Source organism: Streptomyces sp. NK08204 (assembly GCF_020400585.1).
Taxonomy (GTDB): Bacteria; Actinomycetota; Actinomycetes; order Streptomycetales; family Streptomycetaceae; genus Streptomyces.
The window spans coordinates 536,949-555,205 of sequence record NZ_JAINVF010000001.1; the positions used below are offsets into that span (position 1 = coordinate 536,949).

15 protein-coding genes are annotated in these 18,257 nt (G+C 70.5%); 5 read left to right on the forward strand and 10 right to left on the reverse strand.

Annotated elements, in window-relative coordinates:
* Positions 1 to 5: 5 nt before the first annotated feature.
* The 6 genes from K7G59_RS02290 to K7G59_RS02315 are packed head-to-tail and all read right to left on the reverse strand — an operon-like array spanning position 6 to position 6,136.
* Positions 6 to 524 carry a phage tail protein gene (locus K7G59_RS02290; RefSeq protein WP_225830070.1) on the reverse strand — a complete coding sequence of 173 codons (519 nt, stop codon included), beginning with the start codon at positions 522 to 524 and terminating at the stop codon, positions 6 to 8.
* On the reverse strand, positions 521 to 2,044 hold the full coding sequence (locus tag K7G59_RS02295) for a phage tail sheath subtilisin-like domain-containing protein (RefSeq protein WP_225830071.1): 1,524 nt from the start codon (positions 2,042 to 2,044) through the stop codon (positions 521 to 523). Before K7G59_RS02295 ends, K7G59_RS02290 begins: the two co-directional genes overlap by 4 nt.
* 1 nt (position 2,045) lies before the next feature.
* Positions 2,046 to 2,501 (reverse strand): phage tail protein, encoded by a 456-nt coding sequence (locus K7G59_RS02300; RefSeq protein ID WP_225830072.1) that lies wholly within the window; start codon positions 2,499 to 2,501, stop codon positions 2,046 to 2,048.
* A gap of 51 nt (positions 2,502 to 2,552) precedes the next feature.
* Positions 2,553 to 4,817: a phage tail sheath C-terminal domain-containing protein gene (locus tag K7G59_RS02305; RefSeq protein WP_225830073.1), complete on the reverse strand. Its 2,265-nt coding sequence runs from the start codon at positions 4,815 to 4,817 to the stop codon at positions 2,553 to 2,555.
* 12 nt (positions 4,818 to 4,829) lie between these two features.
* On the reverse strand, positions 4,830 to 5,561 hold the full coding sequence (locus K7G59_RS02310) for a carboxypeptidase-like regulatory domain-containing protein (protein ID WP_225830074.1): 732 nt from the start codon (positions 5,559 to 5,561) through the stop codon (positions 4,830 to 4,832).
* Positions 5,558 to 6,136, reverse strand: a complete 579-nt coding sequence (locus K7G59_RS02315; protein ID WP_225830075.1) for a DUF4255 domain-containing protein — start codon at positions 6,134 to 6,136, stop codon at positions 5,558 to 5,560. Before K7G59_RS02315 ends, K7G59_RS02310 begins: the two co-directional genes overlap by 4 nt.
* 186 nt (positions 6,137 to 6,322) lie before the next feature.
* Here K7G59_RS02315 and K7G59_RS02320 point away from each other — a divergent pair, with 186 nt between their 5' ends.
* From K7G59_RS02320 to katG, 5 genes are all read left to right on the forward strand, one after another.
* Entirely contained in the window at positions 6,323 to 6,520 is a 198-nt protein-coding gene (locus K7G59_RS02320; RefSeq protein WP_225830076.1) for a hypothetical protein, read from the forward strand.
* Between the two features lie 170 nt (positions 6,521 to 6,690).
* The gene (locus K7G59_RS02325) at positions 6,691 to 7,419 is read left to right on the forward strand and encodes a BTAD domain-containing putative transcriptional regulator (protein ID WP_225830077.1); all 729 of its coding nucleotides are present in this window, start codon (positions 6,691 to 6,693) and stop codon (positions 7,417 to 7,419) included.
* A gap of 311 nt (positions 7,420 to 7,730) precedes the next feature.
* Complete coding sequence (locus tag K7G59_RS02330; protein ID WP_225830078.1) at positions 7,731 to 8,933, forward strand: peptidoglycan-binding protein LysM; 1,203 nt, start codon at positions 7,731 to 7,733, stop codon at positions 8,931 to 8,933.
* A 20-nt stretch (positions 8,934 to 8,953) separates the two neighbouring features.
* Positions 8,954 to 9,484: an enoyl-CoA hydratase/isomerase family protein gene (locus K7G59_RS02335; protein WP_225830079.1), complete on the forward strand. Its 531-nt coding sequence runs from the start codon at positions 8,954 to 8,956 to the stop codon at positions 9,482 to 9,484.
* A gap of 508 nt (positions 9,485 to 9,992) precedes the next feature.
* On the forward strand, positions 9,993 to 12,185 hold the full coding sequence (katG, locus tag K7G59_RS02340; RefSeq protein WP_225830080.1) for a catalase/peroxidase HPI: 2,193 nt from the start codon (positions 9,993 to 9,995) through the stop codon (positions 12,183 to 12,185).
* A gap of 174 nt (positions 12,186 to 12,359) precedes the next feature.
* On the opposite strand, the gene K7G59_RS02345 is transcribed toward katG, so the two are convergent.
* The 4 genes from K7G59_RS02345 to K7G59_RS02360 are packed head-to-tail and all read right to left on the reverse strand — an operon-like array spanning position 12,360 to position 18,214.
* Positions 12,360 to 13,682, reverse strand: coding sequence for an MFS transporter (locus K7G59_RS02345; RefSeq protein WP_225830081.1), 1,323 nt, complete (start codon positions 13,680 to 13,682; stop codon positions 12,360 to 12,362).
* The gene (locus K7G59_RS02350; protein WP_225830082.1) at positions 13,679 to 14,893 is read right to left on the reverse strand and encodes a type III PLP-dependent enzyme; all 1,215 of its coding nucleotides are present in this window, start codon (positions 14,891 to 14,893) and stop codon (positions 13,679 to 13,681) included. Before K7G59_RS02350 ends, K7G59_RS02345 begins: the two co-directional genes overlap by 4 nt.
* Complete coding sequence (locus K7G59_RS02355) at positions 14,890 to 16,602, reverse strand: IucA/IucC family siderophore biosynthesis protein (RefSeq protein ID WP_374114175.1); 1,713 nt, start codon at positions 16,600 to 16,602, stop codon at positions 14,890 to 14,892. The genes K7G59_RS02350 and K7G59_RS02355 overlap by 4 nt, the downstream gene beginning before the upstream one ends.
* Positions 16,603 to 16,639: 37 nt before the next feature.
* Entirely contained in the window at positions 16,640 to 18,214 is a 1,575-nt protein-coding gene (locus tag K7G59_RS02360; protein WP_225830083.1) for an IucA/IucC family siderophore biosynthesis protein, read from the reverse strand.
* Positions 18,215 to 18,257: the final 43 nt, after the last annotated feature.

Consider the following 18,257-nt stretch of genomic DNA (forward strand, 5'->3'; position numbering starts at 1 on the left):
GACGGTCACCTCCCTCGGTTCGGTCGCGACGAGCCGCTCGCCGCGGCGCCTTGAAGGACCTTGGTCAGTCCCTCGTGGGCGATCTCCAGCGACTCGATGGCGATCGCGTTCTGCTCCGCGTGCAGGTCCGGACCGGTCCACTTGGCGGCAAGACCGCCGTGGAACGCCCATGCCGCACCGGGCACCCCGTCCGGGCCGAGGACGATCACCGCGCCGTCGCGGCGGGCGCCCAGCGAGTCGGCGAGCCCGGCCTGGTACCAGGCCCACAGGAGCGGATCGCGGACCACACCGCGCTTGAGGGTGATCCGGTTCCAGGAGTGGCGCAGCGGCAGCTGGTGCACCGAGTCGTTGCGGCCGCCCTCCGGATAGCTCGTCACCTCCAACTGCGCGCCCAGACCGGTGACTTCCTGGAAGGCACCGGACGCGACCAGCGGCAGCAGCAGCGCCTGCGCGGCCGGCAGATAGGCGTCGCCGGGGTCGAGGGTGACCAGGAACCGGTACTTCGGCAGCGGGTCCTCGCTCATGCCTCGATCACCTCCAGACCTCGGTCCTGGCCGAGTACCAGGCGCAGCCGGATGAACTCCATGGGGACGGCCGGGGCGACCTCGATCTCGCAGACGAGTTCTCCCGGGTCCTGCTCGGGCGGGTTGTCGGTGTCGTCGCACACCACCCGGAACGCCTGCTCTGGCCGCCCCCCGGCGAGTGCCCCGGCCCGAAAGGCGGAGAGCAGCACCGAGGTGACTGCCCTCACCAACGTCAGCCGCAGCTCCGGGGAGTTGACGTCGAACACCAGCGGGCTCGCCACCCTCCGGATGGCACGCACCAGGAGGTGTACGAGGCGGCGGTGGGCGATGTAACGGGTGCGGGGGTCGGCGGACAGGGTGCGCCCGCCCCACACCGTCAGTCCCTGCCCTCGGGTGCACCGCACCAGGTCGACGCCGGCCTCGAACAGCCGTACCTGCTGCGGCTCGGGGAACTCGTCCGCCAGGTCGACCGCATCCAGGACCACGGCGTTGGCAGGCGTGTGGTGTGCTCCGCGCTCGCCGTCCAGGCGGGCGATGACGCCCAGGACGTGCCCGGAGGCGGGGATGGTGCGCAGCCCGTGCCGGTCGGGGATGCGCAGCGCCGGGTGGTAGACGGCCGCGCAGTCAAGCAGCCGGCTGTCTCCCGTCGCCGTGAGCGACCCCACCCAGTCGACGACCTCGTCCACGCCGGACAGCCGGGGCGGTACGTCCAGGACGGCCAGCCGGTCGTGCAACGGGGCGACACTGTTGAGCAGTTCCAGCACCACGTCGGTGTGGGCGCTCCCGGACAGGTCCGTGCCGAGGTCCGGCAGCGCCACCAGCGCCGGTTCCGGGAGGTCGGCCTGTACGGCCACGGCGTCCTCGTACTCGCCGCGGGTGGGCGCGGATTCGGTGCCGCCGGTGAGTGTCAGGTCCCAGGACTTCGAGATCGGGCCGCGCCGGCCGGGCGGCGGCGGGGGCCCGTCCGGGACCAGCCGGAGGAAACGGGACGTGGCCAGCCGGTCCGCCGCCTCGGGGAGCGGCAGACCGGGGAACGCCTCGGGCACCTCGCCGGGCACGGTGACCCGTACGCTCACCGTCGGCGGTCCGGCGACCGTGCTGGCCTGGTAGCGGATGGCGACCCGCGCGCCGTTGGCCCAGGTGCCCGGGCTGGTGGCGACCACCCGGTAGGACGTGGCGGGGAATCCGCTCAGTGGGCCGACCGTCCACCGTGTCCAGGCCGTGGTGGCCGGCCCGGAAACACGGAGCACCCAGGCCGTGCGGCCGCCGTTCTCGAAGAATCCGCGCAGCGCGTACGGGGTGGCGCAGGCGCCGTCCAGCGGGTCTCCCCGGCCCGACGAGCTCGCGGGGGGACCGAAGGCGCCCACGACGTCGTTCCAGCTCTCCACCCGCACCGGGGCACCGACCGGACCGCGGCGGAGCCGGCCGAGGAACGCCGCCACGTCGGTACGCAGCGGCTCCGCCTCGGACCCGCGCGGCGCGAGCGTCAGGGACACGCCGGGAAGCGCTTCACTGGTCATGTCAGACGTCGATCTCCAGCTTCTCGACCGCGAGGACGAGCGTCTCCATGGCGATCTCGTTCTTGGTGGCGCTCAGGGTCGGGCCGGTGTACTTGGTCGGCCAGCCGCGGTCGAAGTTCCAGCGCATGGCCTCCTGACGGTTCTCGTCGAGGAGCACGATCGAACCGGAGGTGCGCCGCACTTTGCCGTTGAGCGCCTCGACCACCCAGTTCCAGAAGCCGACATGGCCGGTGATGCCGCGCTTGAAGGTGAGGTTGGTGTACTTCTTGAGCCCCGGGATCTTGCGGACGGTGATGTCCTCGCTCCCGTTGCGGTACTCGATCGGCGGGATCTCCAGCTCAAGGCCGCTGGCCTCGGTGAAGGACCCGCTCACCGCGACGCCGTCGTCGCTGACGTTGGTCACGATGATCTGGAAGTTGTAGGACGCGTACGGATCGTCCCTGGTCACGGGCGGCATGGCGGCCCCTCCTCGCTCCTCGGTGGTCCTCGGTGGTCCTCGGTCGAATGCTCAGGCGAGCTGGGTCTCGCGGGTCTTCTGCTGGATCCGGAAGATCACGAACTCGGCGGGGAAGACCGGGGCGACGCCGATGACGCAGATGAGTCGCCCGTTGGCCAGGTCGTCCTCGGTCATCGTGGTGCGGTCGCAGGCCACGAAGAACGCCTCGTCGGCGGTGGTGCCGGCGAGCGCGCCGCTGCGCCAGACCGTGGTGAGGAAGTTGGTGATCGTCTGGCGGACCAGGGCCCACAGCGACTCGTCGTTGGGCTCGAAGACCACCCACTGCGTGCCCTCGTCGATCGATTCCTCCAGGAAGAGGAAGAGCCGCCGGACGTTGATGTACTTCCACGAGCTGTCCGAGGAGAGCGTGCGCGCGCCCCATACCCGGTGGCCCAGGCCCGGGAAGAACCTGAGCGCGTTGATCCCCTTGGGGTTCAGCAGGTCCTGATGGCGCTTGGTGATGTCCTGGGCGAAGCCGTCGGTCTGCCGGATGCCGCGGACGACCACGTTGGCGGGTGCCTTGTGCACGCCCCGCTCCACGTCGACCCGGGCGTAGATGCCGGCCATGTGGCCCGACGGCGGCACCTCGACATCACGGTTGGTGGACGGGTCCCGGGTGACCAGCCATGGGTAGTACAGCGCCGCGTACTTGGTGTCGAACGGCTCGCGGAACGCCTGGATCCCCTCGATGTCGAGGCCGTCGCGCGGGTCGAGGATCGCGAACCGGTCCCCCAGCTGTTCGCAGTGGGTGACCAGGCTCGATTCGACCGTGCCGGACCACATGCCGGGCACCGCGCAGACGGCGACCTCGTCGATGTCCTCCAGCGCGACGATTCCCGTGCGCCGTCCGCTGCCGCCGTCCGTGCCGACGAAGTCGGCCACGCTCAGGGACTCGTACGCGTCGTCACCGTCCGCCAGCGTCAGCCAGGAGCCGATCGCGGGCAGCGGGAACTTCGTGGGGTCGGTGGACAGTCCCGGCAGCGCGGTGGCCCGTACCAGCTGCGACCGGTCGGCCAGGGCGGTCACCAGGTTCGACGGTGTGTCGCCGGTGAGCCGAAGTCCCGCGAAGTTCTCGGTGACGGTGGTGCCGCCCGGGTCGGTGAACCGCGTGCTGACCTCGGCCTCGACCAGATGGATCCGGTCGGTCTCGAAGAACGTCCCCGGTACGTCGCGGTCGAAGGTGACGGCATCGCCGGCGACCGTCTGGACGTTCACGGCGGTCAGGGTGGTGCCGTCGTCGAGCTGGACGACCGCTCCCTCGTACAGCCTGCTCGCGCCGCCGACCCTGAGGGTCCGCCCCGTCGCGAGGTTGCCCCGTCGCACCCGGCGCACGGTGAGTCCGGTCTCCCACGCCGGGTGGGTGGTGCCTGCCGGGAGGGTCAGGGTGACCTTGCCGTCCGCGGGCCGGCCCACCTCGGCCTTGTACCGGTCGGAGCCGATCTGGACCCAGACGTCGGCGGGCAGGTCGTCCGGGTCGAGCCCGGGCGCCGCGGCCACCTGAACCGTCTCGCCGTCGGCGGCCACGTCCGCGACGAGCCGGGTGACGAACAGCGGGCCCTCCTGCGGGTCGGGCAGCACCGGCAGCGCCGCACCGACCATCGGCTGGACCCGGACCTGGACGCCGCCGCCCCAGGCGCCGGGGCTGTTGGCGGACAGCCGCAGCGTCTGCTCGGTGCCGCGCGCCCCGACCTGGACATAGTCACCTCGGGCCGTCCTGACCTCGGCGGGCAGGGCGGCGCTCAGCGTGATCCGGCGCTTGGTCATGTCGTAGCCGGAGACCGTGGCGGTGTGGATGGCCTGCTGGTCGTCGCCCCGGAAGATCTGGATCTGCTGTCCGACGCCGGTGAAGCCGACCAGGTGGCCCAGTTGCAGACTGGTCGCGCCGCGCGCGGCATCGGTGGCGATGGGGCTCACCAGCCCCTGGCCGAGAACGCCTGATGCGGCCTTCGCCTGTGCGCCGGCGACCCGCTTGACGTATAGACGCCGGCCGCCGTTGTCGAAGAATCCCTTGACGGCCAGCGGAAACAGCCACCAGCGGCCGCCTTCGGAGGGGTTGTCGGCCCACGCGTCCCGCACGGACGCCTCCGGCTCGGGCAGGAAGCCGCCGAAGGTGTTCTGGAACTCCAGGAAGTTCGTCACCAGTTTGGGTTTGCCGGTGTACGGCCCGCGAGCGGTGACCCCGACCATCCCGGCGGTGCTGGTGCTCACCCCCGCGATCGGCCGCGGCCCCGCGTCGATCTCCTCGATGTAGACCCCGGGGCTCAGATACTCAGCCATGGAATGGGCTCCTCACTGCTCACGGATCTCGATGACGTGCTGACGCTCCGCGTCCTGGGGCAGGTGTACGAGGAGCGACCCGGTCCGGCCCGGCCGCTCGGTGGCCTCCAGCCGGAATGTCTCCTCGACCGCGTGCTCGGCGGGTTTCTCGCCCTCCCAGCGCAGGGCGAGCCGGAAGGCTCCCCGCGCGTCGGAGAGCGTGCGTTCGTGCCACGGTGTCAGGTCCTGGCTGGTGCGCCCCCTGGCCTCGACGAGCGCGTTGGCGACCGGCGCCCTGCCGGCGGCGTCGAGCACGACACCGTGGACCGTGCGCGTACCCGGCGGGTACGCGAAGGAGACCGCCGGCAGCAGCCGGACCAGCCGCGGCGAGGCGCCCGCGGAGGGCGGGTGGGTGTCGTCGTACGGGTGGACCAGGAACTCGACGCCGACGAGTTCGGCCGAGAACGGCTGACCGTCGGCGGGGTACAGCGGCTGGTAGCCGGCGGCCGCGAAGCGGGCCCGGTGGCGCTCCGGCCGTGCTGCCCGCGGCTCTGCCCGCCTGCCGAGCCCCGGAAAGGCGAAGGATCCGCTGGGTGTGCGCACCGCGTGGTCGTCCAGCGGCAGCCAGCCGCCGTTCGCCTCGTCGAACCGTTCGAGGCGGACGTCCACGCCCGCGGCGCGCACCCGCCGTGCGTAGTCGTCGAACGGCACCAGCCACACGGGGCTGTAGAGCGTCGAACGGGCAAGGGGCAGGAAGGCGCTCATGGCGTCGCCGTCCCCTCGATGGTCCGGCTCTGCACCGGCCGCAGCGCTGTCTCCACGGCAGAGTCCAGGTTGACGACGCGGACCTCGTAGTTCAGTGAGAGCCGGTACGGCTTCTGGATCGCGTACCAGACCCAGGACTTCTGGTCGAGGGTCAGCGGTGTCAGGGTGAGGTGCAGCGAGTCGACACTGCCGGCCAGGCCACCGGAGAGCTGTGCGCCGTCCAGGATGGCGTCGTCGTAGAACGTCTGCAGAGCGCGTCCGAGCATCCGGTGCTGGGTCGCCTGGTCGCCGCCCCAGGGAGTGATCAGATACCGCAGCAGCAGAGCCATCGGCGGTTTGCGGGTGGTCAGCGGTTCGGGCGGCTGGGAACGCACCGGTGGCCGGTTGCGCGAGGTGGGATCCTCGGCGATCTCGTAGAGGAACACCGTGAGTTTGGGGGGCGGTGTCTGCACCGTCTCGGACAGGTCGTTCAGTTCCGCGATCGGCGGTTCCACCTGGCTCAACCCGCGCAGGGCCTGGGTCAGCGTGCTCACGACGACCGACGAGACATCGGCGATCACACCGAAGTCACCCATAGCAAGCCCCCCTCGGCCCGACGCGTGCTGACCACGTATGCCGCAACGATGCAGACTTCCTGTGATCCGTCCGCGACTCGCCCGTCGCACCGGCGTCACCCCTGCGTCCCCCGCCGCGTGCCGTGACGCCGCCGGACACGGATCGACGACGTCGGGGTGACACCCGTGCGGAACACTTGGTCTCCCATGGAGACCCCTTCAACGCGGTCCGGCATCCTCATACTCCGGGTGTGGGTGGAAGACGGCAGGTCGGACGGCTTCCGCGCGCGCATCATCCAGATCGTCGACGGGGAGCAGAAGCCCCCCGCGGCGGCGGACCAGACCGTCGACGTCTTCCTGGCACTGCGGACCTGGCTCGATGAGCTGCTGGAACGGGACCGGTGACGTTTTTGCGACGATCCGTTGTTTCTTCGTTGACGCCATCCGGATAATCCTCGACCCTGCGGTCATAACGTGGCCGTAACATGGCTTCGAGAAGCCGACGACCGAACGAAGATCACCCGTCGACATCGGTACCGGGGGCGTCGATGAACGGACAATCACATTTTATTAATTTGAAGCTGCTCAAGGGCTTCACACTCACGGTCGACCATGCGCGCATTCCGGTCTGCTCCAGCACTCAACGGCTCCTTGCATTCCTGGCTTTGCAGGGGATGCCGCGATCCCGCGCCTACGTGGCCGGGATCCTCTGGCCGGACGTCACGGCGTCACGCGCCAACGCCAACCTGAGATCGTCCGTCTGGCGAGCGGCGCGCACGGGTCACCCCATCATCGACGCGACCGCGCGCGAGCTGGCCCTTTCCAAGCACATCACCATTGACCTGCACGAAGCGGTGGCACGCGCCCACCGACTGCTCGACAGCTCACGCCCGTGCGACGACATCCTCACCATGCAGACGCTGGCGGACTTATCGGTGGACCTCTTGCCGGAATGGCCGGAAAATGACTGGATGTTGATCGAGCAGGAGCAATACCGTCAGCTCCGGCTTTACGCCTTGGAAGCGATGACCGAGCGACTGACCTCAGCTCGGCGCTACGGCGAAGCCGTCGCCGCCGGACTCGCCGCTGTACGTACCGAACCCTTGCGGGAAAGTGCCCACCGTGTACTCGTGAAGGCACATTTGGCTGCCGGCAATAGGGGTGCGGCACTGCACCAATTCGAACAATGCCGCCGCATCCTGCGGGAAGAATTGGGACTGGAACCCTCCACTTCGCTGCGAGACCTCGTGCCGCTGCGCGCCGAACACGGCGCGCCGTCACGGCTCCAGCCCTTCAGCACCTAGGCCCCACGGCTTCGCCGGGACCAGCCCGTCCTGGCGGGCACCTCCGCTGCGTCGGCGGCCACGAGGTGTGCGCCATCAGCCTCATCAGGTGCACCTTCGGCACCAGAGGGGCCACGCCGTTCCAGGGCGCATCGTGCTGCGGCTGCACGACTCCTGACCGAGGGCGGACCGGGGCAGCGGCCTCCTCCAGGACCTGCCTTCCAGACCTGACCCCCAGGACCTGCCTCCCGCCTGTCCTCCAGCCTGTCCTGCCGCCTCGTACCGCGAGCAGCTCGACGCCATCCACCACTCCACGCCTCACGAGGAACACCATGACCGCCTTCCACGCTGCCGTCGTCCACCCCGACCGCTCCGTCACCTACTGCGGCGAGGTGAGCCAGGCACACGTCGATGAGGTACTCGCCATCGCCGCCGTCGCGAGCACACCGTGCTCCGCCGTCCAGCACCCGCGTCGCCCCGGCTCGGTCTTCGTGCTGCGCGAGGACGGCGACCTCGACTGGTACGAGCCGGTGGGCGCCGAGCCGTTCATCATCCGCGACCCGGACCCGGAGCCCCGTATCGCCGACGGCCACCCCACCGCCGCTGACCTGCCCGTCGCCGGTGAGCCGGTGCACGGCCTCACCGGCACCAGATGGATCCCCGGCGCGATCCCGCTCGGCGACGGCGTCATCGGCGGGGCGATGGACACCCCCGGCAATCCGCCCCGGGTCGTGCACCACACCACCGAGTCCCCGGCCGGGGGCAGGTATCTGGAGGCCGTCGGGTCGTACCTGATCCGCGTGGCCTCCGAGCCGCAACTCATCTACTGCCCGGTGACCGACCGGGTCGGCCAGTTCGGAGCGCTGGACCTGAGCGCCCGGGCCCTGCGCAACGACGGCGCCCGGCGGACCAATCGCGAGGGCAGGGTCTGCATCCAGATCGAGGTCCTCGGCCATTCCAGCACCCCCTGGACCACCGGCTGGGATCCGGCGAGGAAGCCGGGCTGGCAGAAGGTGCTGGCCGCGGTCCGCTCCTGGGGCGTGCCGGACGTGTTCCCGGCCGGACCACCGGCGGTGTACCCGGGGCCGGGCAAGTCCCGCTCGCGGTCCGTCTGGCAGTACCAGGGCGGCCACTTCGGACATGTCGATGTCCCGGGCAACGACCACGGCGATCCGGGTGCGATCGACACCGCCAAGGTGCTGTACCACGCCGGCCCCACCACACCGAAGCCGACCAAGCCGAAGGTCAGCGTCGCCCACCTGGTCGCTGCCGCGAAGAAGGACGGACCGGCCCCGGACGGACACACCACCTACCCGACCGAGGTCCGCATCGTCGAGAACGCCCTCGTCGCCGAGGGTCTCCTCCAGCACAGGTACGCCGATGGTTCCTTCGGCTCCAAGACGGTCTCCGCATACGCGGCCTGGCAGCGCAGCAAGGCCGGCGGCTCCTACACCGGCGACGCCGCCGACGGCCTCCCCGGCATCGCCTCCCTGAAGCGCCTGGCCGCCCGGCACGGCTTCATCGCGACCGCCTGACCCCGCACCTGCTACGACAGATGCCGGGCCCGCGGATCAGGCGGCAGACCCGGGCGTGCCCGGTGCCGGGGGTGGCGAGGGTGCCCGGCCACGCCACCGGCGGCGGCGCGAAGATCGCGTCCAGCGCGGGTCTCGTCGTGGCCCGCGGATCGGCGGCCCGCCGATTCACCGGGACCGCGGTCGGCCTGGCCGTCACCGGCGGCTTCACGGCCGTGCTGCCGCGCACCGCCGGGCCCATGGTGTCCACGGAGACCATCCTGCCGGGCGAGCCGTTCGACGCCGCCCGGGCGCGGACCTGGGGCCTGGTGAACCGTGCCGTGCCCGACGCGGACCTCGAGGCGCAGGTACGGCGGGCGGTCGCGCTCCTGCGCACCTGTTCCGCCCAACGCCCTGCGGCCGGCCAAGCGGCTGCTCGACCAGGGCTGGGACGGCGCTCTGCAGGACGCGAGGCGCCGCGAGACCGGGGCCGGTGTCGGGGTGGCGCGAGTGAGGACGCGCGGGAGGCCGCCGCCTCCTGCGAGGGCCGCCTCCCGCGGTTCGCCCGGTCCTGAGCGGCCCCGGACGCGATCGGTCACTCGTCGGCGCACCGCTCACCTCACTGACGGCCCGCATCCGGTGGAACAGCGCCCGTCCGGTCTGCGCGGGGTCGACGAAGAGCTCCGCCCCCGATGACGTGCGCTCCGCGAGCGTGCGCAACCGGTTGAGCGACGTGCCGACGGCACTGCGCGGCGAGACGACCTCGGGGACCTCACCGCCGCCGGCGCGGACCCTCCGGCGAGTCCGGGTCCGGGCTGTCGTATGCGATTCGGCTCGCGCCGGAAATCGGCAGGGGAGCAGAAAGGCCGCCCCTTCTCCCACGTCTGTCATTCGGGGGTGCTCTGCGTGTTTCATAGAGGTGTGGTCTGCGGTGCGCGACCATACGAACGCGGCACACATTTTCCAGCCGGTGGCCGCCATGGCGCGCTGATTGTGTGGGTCGACGTGCTCGACACCCGCAAAGCCGACGACGTCGAAGCGGCAGCCGGCAGAAGGAACACCGAGACAGGAAGAAGGACGGGCATGTCCGGCAGTGAAAGCGAGAATCCAGTAATCCCTTCGCCGACGCCCACGCCGACTCGGCGGCCCAGGACGAACCGGGACTGGTGGCCGAATCAGCTGGACCTTCAGGTTCTCCACCAGCACTCGCCCCGGTCCAACCCGATGGACGGGGACTTCGACTACGCGAAGGAGTTCGCGACCCTCGACGTCGACGCGCTGAAGCGTGACGTCTTCGAGGTGATGACGACATCCCAGGACTGGTGGCCTGCCGACTACGGCCACTACGGTCCGCTCTTCATCCGCATGAGCTGGCATGCCGCGGGAACGTACCGCATCGCGGACGGCCGCGGCGGTGGCGGCAGCGGCGCACAGCGCTTCGCCCCCCTCAACAGCTGGCCGGACAACGCGAGCCTGGACAAGGCGCGCCGTCTGCTCTGGCCGGTCAAGCAGAAGTACGGCCGGAAAATCTCCTGGGCCGATCTTCTGGTGTTCGCCGGAAACTGCGCGATGGAATCCATGGGGTTCAAGACGTTCGGGTTCGGTTTCGGGCGAGAGGACATCTGGGAACCCGAGGAGATCTTCTGGGGGCCCGAGGACACATGGCTCGGAGATGAACGCTACAGCGGCGACAGGGAACTCACCGGTCCTTTCGCCGCCGTACAGATGGGACTGATCTACGTCAATCCGGAGGGGCCCGACGGAAACCCGGACCCGATTGCTGCCGCCGGGGACATTCGGGAGACGTTCGGGCGCATGGCGATGAATGACGAGGAGACGGTCGCACTCATCGTCGGCGGCCACACCTTCGGCAAGTGTCATGGTGCGGTCGAACCCAGTTATATCGGCCCGGAACCCGAGGCCGCTCCCATCGAGCAGCAGGGCCTCGGCTGGCGGAACACCTACGGCAGTGGCACGGGGCCCCACACGCTCACCAGCGGTCTGGAGGGCGCATGGACCACCGAGCCGATCAAGTGGGACAACGGCTACCTGGACAACCTGTACGGGTACGAGTGGGAGCTGACGAGCAGCCCCGCCGGCGCCCACCAGTGGACTCCCACGGATCCCGCGGCCAGGAACACCGTGCGCGACGCCCATGATCCGTCGAAGCGGCACGCCCCCATGATGCTGACGACGGACCTCGCGCTGAAGGTGGACCCGGTCTACGGCCCGATCACGAAGAGGTTCCACGAGAACCCCGACGAGCTCGCGGTGGCGTTCGCCAAGGCGTGGTACAAACTGCTGCACCGCGACATGGGTCCCGTCTCGCGCTACCTCGGCCCGTGGGTTCCCGAGCCGCAGCTGTGGCAGGACCCCGTTCCCGACGTCGATCACGAACTGGTCGGGGCCGAGGACGTCGCTGCCCTCAAGGGCAGGATCCTCGCCTCGGGCCTTTCCGTCCCCCAGCTGGTCACCACCGCCTGGGCGTCGGCGGCGAGCTTCCGCGGCACCGACAAGCGCGGCGGGGCGAACGGAGCACGCATCCGGCTCGCGCCGCAGAAGGACTGGGAGCTCAACGACCTCCCCGAGGTGACCGAGGTACTGCGCACGCTCGAGCGGATCCAGCAGGACTTCAACCTCTCCCAGACCGGCGGAACGCGTGTCTCCCTCGCCGACCTGATCGTCCTCGGCGGGTGCGCGGCCGTCGAGCAGGCCGCGAGGGACGCCGGGTACGACATCACGGTTCCGTTCGCACCGGGGCGTACGGACGCCTCGCAGGAGCAGACCGACGCGGAGTCGTTCGCCGTGCTGGAGCCCAAGGCGGATGCCTTCCGCAACTACCTGCCGGCGGGCGAGAAACTGTCGCCGGAGACCCTCATGCTGGACCGCGCCAACCTGCTGACGCTGACCGCTCCCGAGATGACGGTGCTGATCGGCGGCATGCGGGCCCTGGACACCGGCTTCAAGGGATCGCCCCACGGTGTCTTCACCCACCGGCCGGGAATCCTGACCAACGACTTCTTCGTCAACCTCCTCGACATGGGCACGGAGTGGAAGGCGTCGGCTACGGACGAGAACGTGTTCGAAGGCCGGGATCGCGCCACCGGCGAGGTCAAGTGGACCGCCACCGCCGTCGACCTGATCTTCGGTGCGCACTCCCAGCTCCGAGCCGTCTCGGAGGTCTACGCGTCCCGGGATGCGGCGGAGAAGTTCGTACGTGACTTCGTGGCAGCGTGGAACAAGGTGATGAATCTCGACCGGTTCGACCTCGTTTGAGCCGGACGTCCCGGGCGGCCCTCGACGGCCGCCCGGGACGTGGCGGAGTACCAGAGCCTTGATGACCGGTGGTGAGGACCGCACCATCCGCCTGTGGGACCCGTCCGAATCCCCAGCAGGCTGTGCCGGGCGGGCGGGTCTCCACGGATGGCTGACGCCGGCCCCGCGGATGCGTCACAGGTCGGACTGCCGTTCCCGTGCCGGCTGGGCTGAGGCGAAGGGTGGGACGGTCGCGGAAGCCACTCCTGTGACGCGGAAGCGCCGTTGGACTCGGCCTGTGATCAAGGCGGAGAGCACGAGGGCGGAGGACGCCGAGACGACTCCGCCCAGGACCAGGGCGGAGCGGGCGCCGAGGGCGTCCGACACCAGGCCGACCAGCGGTGCGCCGACGGGGGTGCCTCCGAGCAGAACGAGGAAGTAGACGGACATGACGCGGCCCCGCAGTTCTGGGTCGGCATGGAGCTGCGTCAGCGCGTTGGCAGTGGTGGTCACCGTCACCGCGGCGAAACCGGTGAGGATCAGCAGCGCCATGAACGCGCCGTAGTCCGGTACCAGGCCCTGCGCTGCTTCCAGTGCACCGAAGACGACCGTGATGGTGATCAAACGGCGTGGGGTGGGGGGCTTACCGCGGCTCGCCCCGTAGATCGCGCCGATGAGGCTGCCCAGGGCGTATGCGGCGGAGAGGCCACCGAAGGCGGTGGCCCCCGTGTGGAAGGCCGTGACGGCCACGAGGGAGAGGGTGACCTGGAAGTTGAGGCCGAAGGTGCCGACGAAGGCGATGAGACTGATCGGCAGCAGCATTTCCGCGGTGGAGGCGATGTGGCGGAAGGCGTCGCGCAGTCTGGTCCGGCCGGGTCGAGGCCGGCCGTGGTCGCCTGGGTCGCCTGGGTCGTCTGGGTCGTCTGTGCGGATGGTGATCAGGCCGTAGAGGACGGCCAGGTACGAGGCCGCGTTCACGAGGAACACGGGGCCCGTGCCGAAGGCGGCGACGGTCAGGCCGGCGAGGGCGGGGCCGAGGGCGCGGGCCACGTTGAACTGGGCGGAGTTCAGGCTGACCGCGGTGGCCACGCCGTCACGGGCGACCAGTTCGCAGATGTAGGCGTTGCGGGCAGGACTGTCCACGGCGGTGGCGGTGCCGAGGGCGAAGGCCAGCGCGTAGACGGACAGCAGGTTCACTGCCGCGGTCACGGTCAGCAGCCCGAGCAGGAGTGACTGCACTCCCATGGCGGTCTGGGTGAGCAGCAGAAGCCGCCGCTTGGGATACCGGTCGGCCAGGACGCCTCCGGTCAGGCCGAACAGGGTCTGCGGCAGGAACTGCAGTGCGGTGACGATGCCCACCGCGCTTCCGCTGTTGCCGGTGATGTGGAGGACGAGCAGGTCCTGCGCGGCACGCTGCATCCACGTGCCGATGTTGGACGCCAGCTGCCCGAGCAGGTAGCGCCGGAAGTTCCGGACGGCGAGTACGGCCGTCACCGGCATGCGCGAGCCCTCGCTCATGCCGGCTGACGGGCGTACGCGTCGCCGGTGGCGGACGCCTCGGCATCGTCGACGTGATGGAAGGTCGGGTGGGGGTGCATGAGGAACGCGTGGTGGGAGATGTTCCAGGCGTAGGCCCCGGCCATGGCGAAGGCGACCCGGTCGCCTGCACGCAGCCTCTTCACGGTGACCCGGCGGGCCAGGACGTCCTTGGGCGTGCAGAGCTGTCCGACCAGTGTCACCGGCTCGTCACGGACCTCCGGGCGGGCCCAGGGCCGCGGCCAGACGTCGTCAGGGATCACCTCGAAGGGCTGGTCGTGCTGCTTCGCAGCCGGGGTGCGCAGATGGTGGGTGCCTCCGCGCAGCACGGCGAACGCCTCCCCGCGGCTGAACTTGACGTCCAGGACCTGGGTGACGTACCAGCCGCAGTAGGCGGTGACCGAGCGGCCGGGTTCGATCCGCAGCGTGAGGTCGGGGTGGCGGGCCAGGAGCGGGCGGAGTCCGGCGCCGAATGCGGACCAGTCGAACACCTTGTGGGGGTGGGTGTAGTCGACGCCCATTCCCCCTCCGACGTTCACTTCGGCCAGGTCGACTCCGTGTGTGCGAGCCCAGTGCTCGGCCCAGGCCAGGACCTCGTCCACCAGGGCCAGTTGAGCCGGAGCCTGGAGTCCGCTGGCCAGGTGGAGGTGGAGGCCGCGCAGTCGGACGCGCGGGTCGGCGGCGACCAGCTCCAGGCAGTGGTCCAGTTGCGCCGGGTCCATGCCGAAGGGACCGGGCCGGCCGCCCATGGCGAGGGTGACCTGGCCGAGGTCGATGGGCAGGTTGACGCGCAGGAGCACGTCGACGGTCCGGTCGTCCAGCAGGGTGATGAGAAGGCGCAGTTCGTGTTCGCTCTCGATGTGAAGGCGTTCCACTCCGGCGTCCAGCGCACAGGTCAGCTCTGCCGGCGTCTTCCCGGGGCCTCCGAAGGCGATCGGCGCATCGGGAAGGAGCGCGCGGACGTGGCGCAGTTCGCCGCCGGAGGCCACCTCGAATCCGTCGACGTGCCCGGCCAGCGTCCGCACGATCCGGGAAGCGGAGTTGGCCTTGGCCGCGTACAACAGCTCGACTCGTTCCGGAAGTGCGGCCCGGATCGCGTGGACGTGCTCGCGCAGGGCCGGAAGGTCGTAGACGTACGCGGGCAGGTCGTCGTCGGTCATCCTGCCGACGTGGTCGAGCAGGGCGGGCTTCACCGGATCACCTCGCGGGGGAAGTCCGCGCCGAGGGGGCTGGGCAGGGGGACGTAGGTGGCGTGCCGGTCGGATCTGCGGGCCCAGCGCAGGAGGAGGTTGGCCTTGGCGGGCAGGGGCACGCCGGACAGCAGGGCGCGCAGGCGTGGCGGTTCGGCGGCGGTGCGCGCGTAGGCGGCGAGGTGGTCGCGGACCAGGCCCCACAGGGCGGGTTCCAGCGTCGGGTCGAGGTCGGCCAAGGCGCTGAGCACCTCGGCCGTGTGGTTGACCAGGAGGCAGTACGCGACCCTGTTCCAGCCACGTTCGGGATCGTAGGTGAGGGGCCCACCGACGTCGTCCGGGAGGTCGTCGAGGGTGCGTCGGTGATGCCCGGGCAGGAGCTTGGTGCCCTCCAGGTCGCGGAAGAACATCTGCGCCGGGGTGCCGTCGGCGTCCACACCGACCACGACGTTCTGCAAATGCGGTTCCAGGACGACGCCTTGTTCGAAGTAGGCGGCCAGCGCTGGTGGCAACAGCAGCCGCAGGTAGGCGTTCCACCAGGCCAGGACGTCCCCGTCGCCGCGGGCGAGCAGATGGGAGACGTGGGCTGTACTGGTCGGGTACTCGTCCGCCACCGCGGCGGCGAGCAGCGGTGTCACTCCTGGACGCAGGTGGTGGCGCAGGCCGGAGCGAACGATGACGCCGAGGCCCTCCAGAAGGGCGGTGTCTCCCTCCGCGTCGAGGGTGCGGTAGCCGGGTTCGGCCAGGAGCACGCATCCCGGGAAACGGCCGGCGAGCTCGGCGAAGAGGGGCTGGAGCAGCCGGTTGAGGGCGACGGCACCGGAGAGTTCGTAACTGGCGTGCTTGCGAACGCAGTTGGTGAGGCGGACGTTCAGGCTGAACTTCAGGAAGGTGTTGCTGTCGGGGTGGTACAGCGTGCGCACCGATGCGGTCGGCACCAGGTCCGGTCCGCTCACCCCCGTGTCGACGACATCGCCGGAAGCCATCGCCTCGCGCAACCGGTCGTGATCCCTCAGCAGCCGGTACTGCCAGGGATGCACCGGGAGTATGGCGAATCCGGGATCAGCCGTCGGGCACAGCGCGTCCATCTCGTGCAGGTCGCCCTCCTCACGCACGAGGTGGCGTCGCACGGCCAGGTGGCGCAGGCGGAAGCGGGCGCCGGTCTCCGGGCCGTAGGCCAGCCAGTCCACCGGGTCGCCGGTACGGGCCTTGGGAGCGGGGTGGAAACGATGGCCGAACACCAGGGACTGCTCCGAGGCCACGTACGGGTCCGCATGCGGCGTAGCGCACGCTCGCTCTTCCAGCGCCGTGCAGATGGTGTCTCGGCTGTCGGCGACCTGGGTGAGGAACTCCTCGTTGGTGACACCCGTACGCAGTTCCAGCTCGTCGCGGATGTAACCGGCCAGCTCGCGCCAGCCGACGGTCACCCAGGCGTCGTCGTCGAGCCGCTGCACCGGGCCGTGAAAGCGGTGCGCTCCGATCAGCGAGGCCCGGCGCAGCCGGGAACGCAGCAGGACGCCCCGGCGGGGCAGGCGGAGCAGGAGGTGGTCATCATCGACCGTCACCTGGTGCTCGGGGGCGGAGACCTCGCGGATCAGGCAGTTGAGCAGGGTGTGGGCGGTGACGGCATCGGCTGTCCGCATCGGTTCGGCGGGCGACGCGGTGACGGGTGTGGGGGCGAGGCTGGTGCGGGGGACGGCGCCGGTGGTCATTCGGTCACTCCAGTGGGGCAACGATCGGTGTCGGATGTCAACGGCACAGCGCCAACGGGTTGGGGATGGACGTCCATTGCGCTTTGCCCGGGTTGTCCGCCAGGCGCATGGCGACGGTCGCCTTCAGCGGCATCGTGTCGCCGAAGAACGCCGCAGCGTCCTCCTGGTCCGGCAGGCCGGCGTACACCCTGCGGCCGGCCTCGGCCACCGCACCCCACAACGCTCGGGGATCCACCTCATGCGTCCGGCTGAGGACGGCGACCAGTTCGCTGAAGACTCCGCTGATCAGGCCGCCGAAGAGTTTGGTGTGCAGGGCGTCCACGTCATCGGTCGCGCGGGTGCCGAGCAGCGGTGGCAGCGTGAAGCCGCAGCGGGCCAGGCGGCGCGGGCTGACGCGTACGCCGTCCAGATCCCGGTACAGCACCCGCACCGGCCGCCCGTTTCTCAGCACGACCAGGGTGTTCTGGCCGTGCGCCTCCAGTGCCACCCCCATGGACAGCAGCGTCAGTGCGGGCGGCAGGACGAGCCCGGCGAAGTCCGCCAGCCAGCGCAGCGGATCCCCCGAGATCGCGGTGGCCCCGGTCGCGTGGACGGCAGTGAGCGGAACGGCCATCTCCTCGGCGTCGAGACAGCACTCGGTCGACTCCCGGATCATTGCCGCCAGGCTCGCGGAGGGCTGTCCGTCCACGCACACCGCGCCGCCGCCCAGTTCACGCAGAACGTGCAGGCTGCCGCCGTACCCGGACTTGTGGACGGCGGCCGAGACCAGGTCGGACAGCGGGGGCCCGTCGGCGACCTCGGCCGGGGAGATGGTGCGCCGGTAATTGGTGACCTGTACGTCGAGCGCGGTCTTGATGTGGCAGCCCGGCAGGACGCCCAGCGGTGCGAGGGTACGCAGCGACAGCAGCGGCCGGGCCGGGATCGTCTCCTCCACGACGGTCAGGTCGGGGTGGTGCCCGAGCACGTGGTCGCGCTGCCACGGGTGCACGGGTACCAGGATCGTGTCTCCGTCGCGCAGTCGCCGCGGCCAGACGCCGGCACCCTGCCAGCGGTCGGCCGGAACACGGAGCAGTGCCAGCTGGACGACCGGGTGGTGCTCGGGGGCGTAGGCGAGGACGTCTGCGATCGACATGCCGGTACGCGTCCGACAGCAGGGGTGCTGCGGGTGGCCGTCGATGACCGCCTGCTCGGCGTCCACCGAGTCGTTCGGCGGGACCGCCCGGCCCGCGTTCGCGGCCCTGGCCAGGGCCAGGTTGACCACGCTGTTGTCGAGCTCGGCCGCCAGCCGCCGCACCGCGGGGGTGTCCAGTCCGAGCTGCGCCAGGAGCTCCGACGGATCGCTGATCGACCGCTGCGGGCCGGATACGGCGAAGTCGTCGGGCACCTCGGCGAACGGCTGCGCGCAGGACCGGGGCGCCGAGAGCGTGACGCCGCTCTGCAGCTCGACCCCGATGGTGTCGGACTTCCGGCGGTGCCCGGTCACGCCGGGCAGGGGTTCTCGCACGAAGGCCCCCCACAGCCGGCCCAGTACCGTGGCACGTGCTCCCGAGAGCGCGGTCGTGAAGGGCTCCACCAGGTCCGGGCGCGTGAGGCGTAGTTCAGCTAGGGGCATGGGGCATCCCAGGTGCTTGTGGGGTACTTGGCGCACGGTGCTC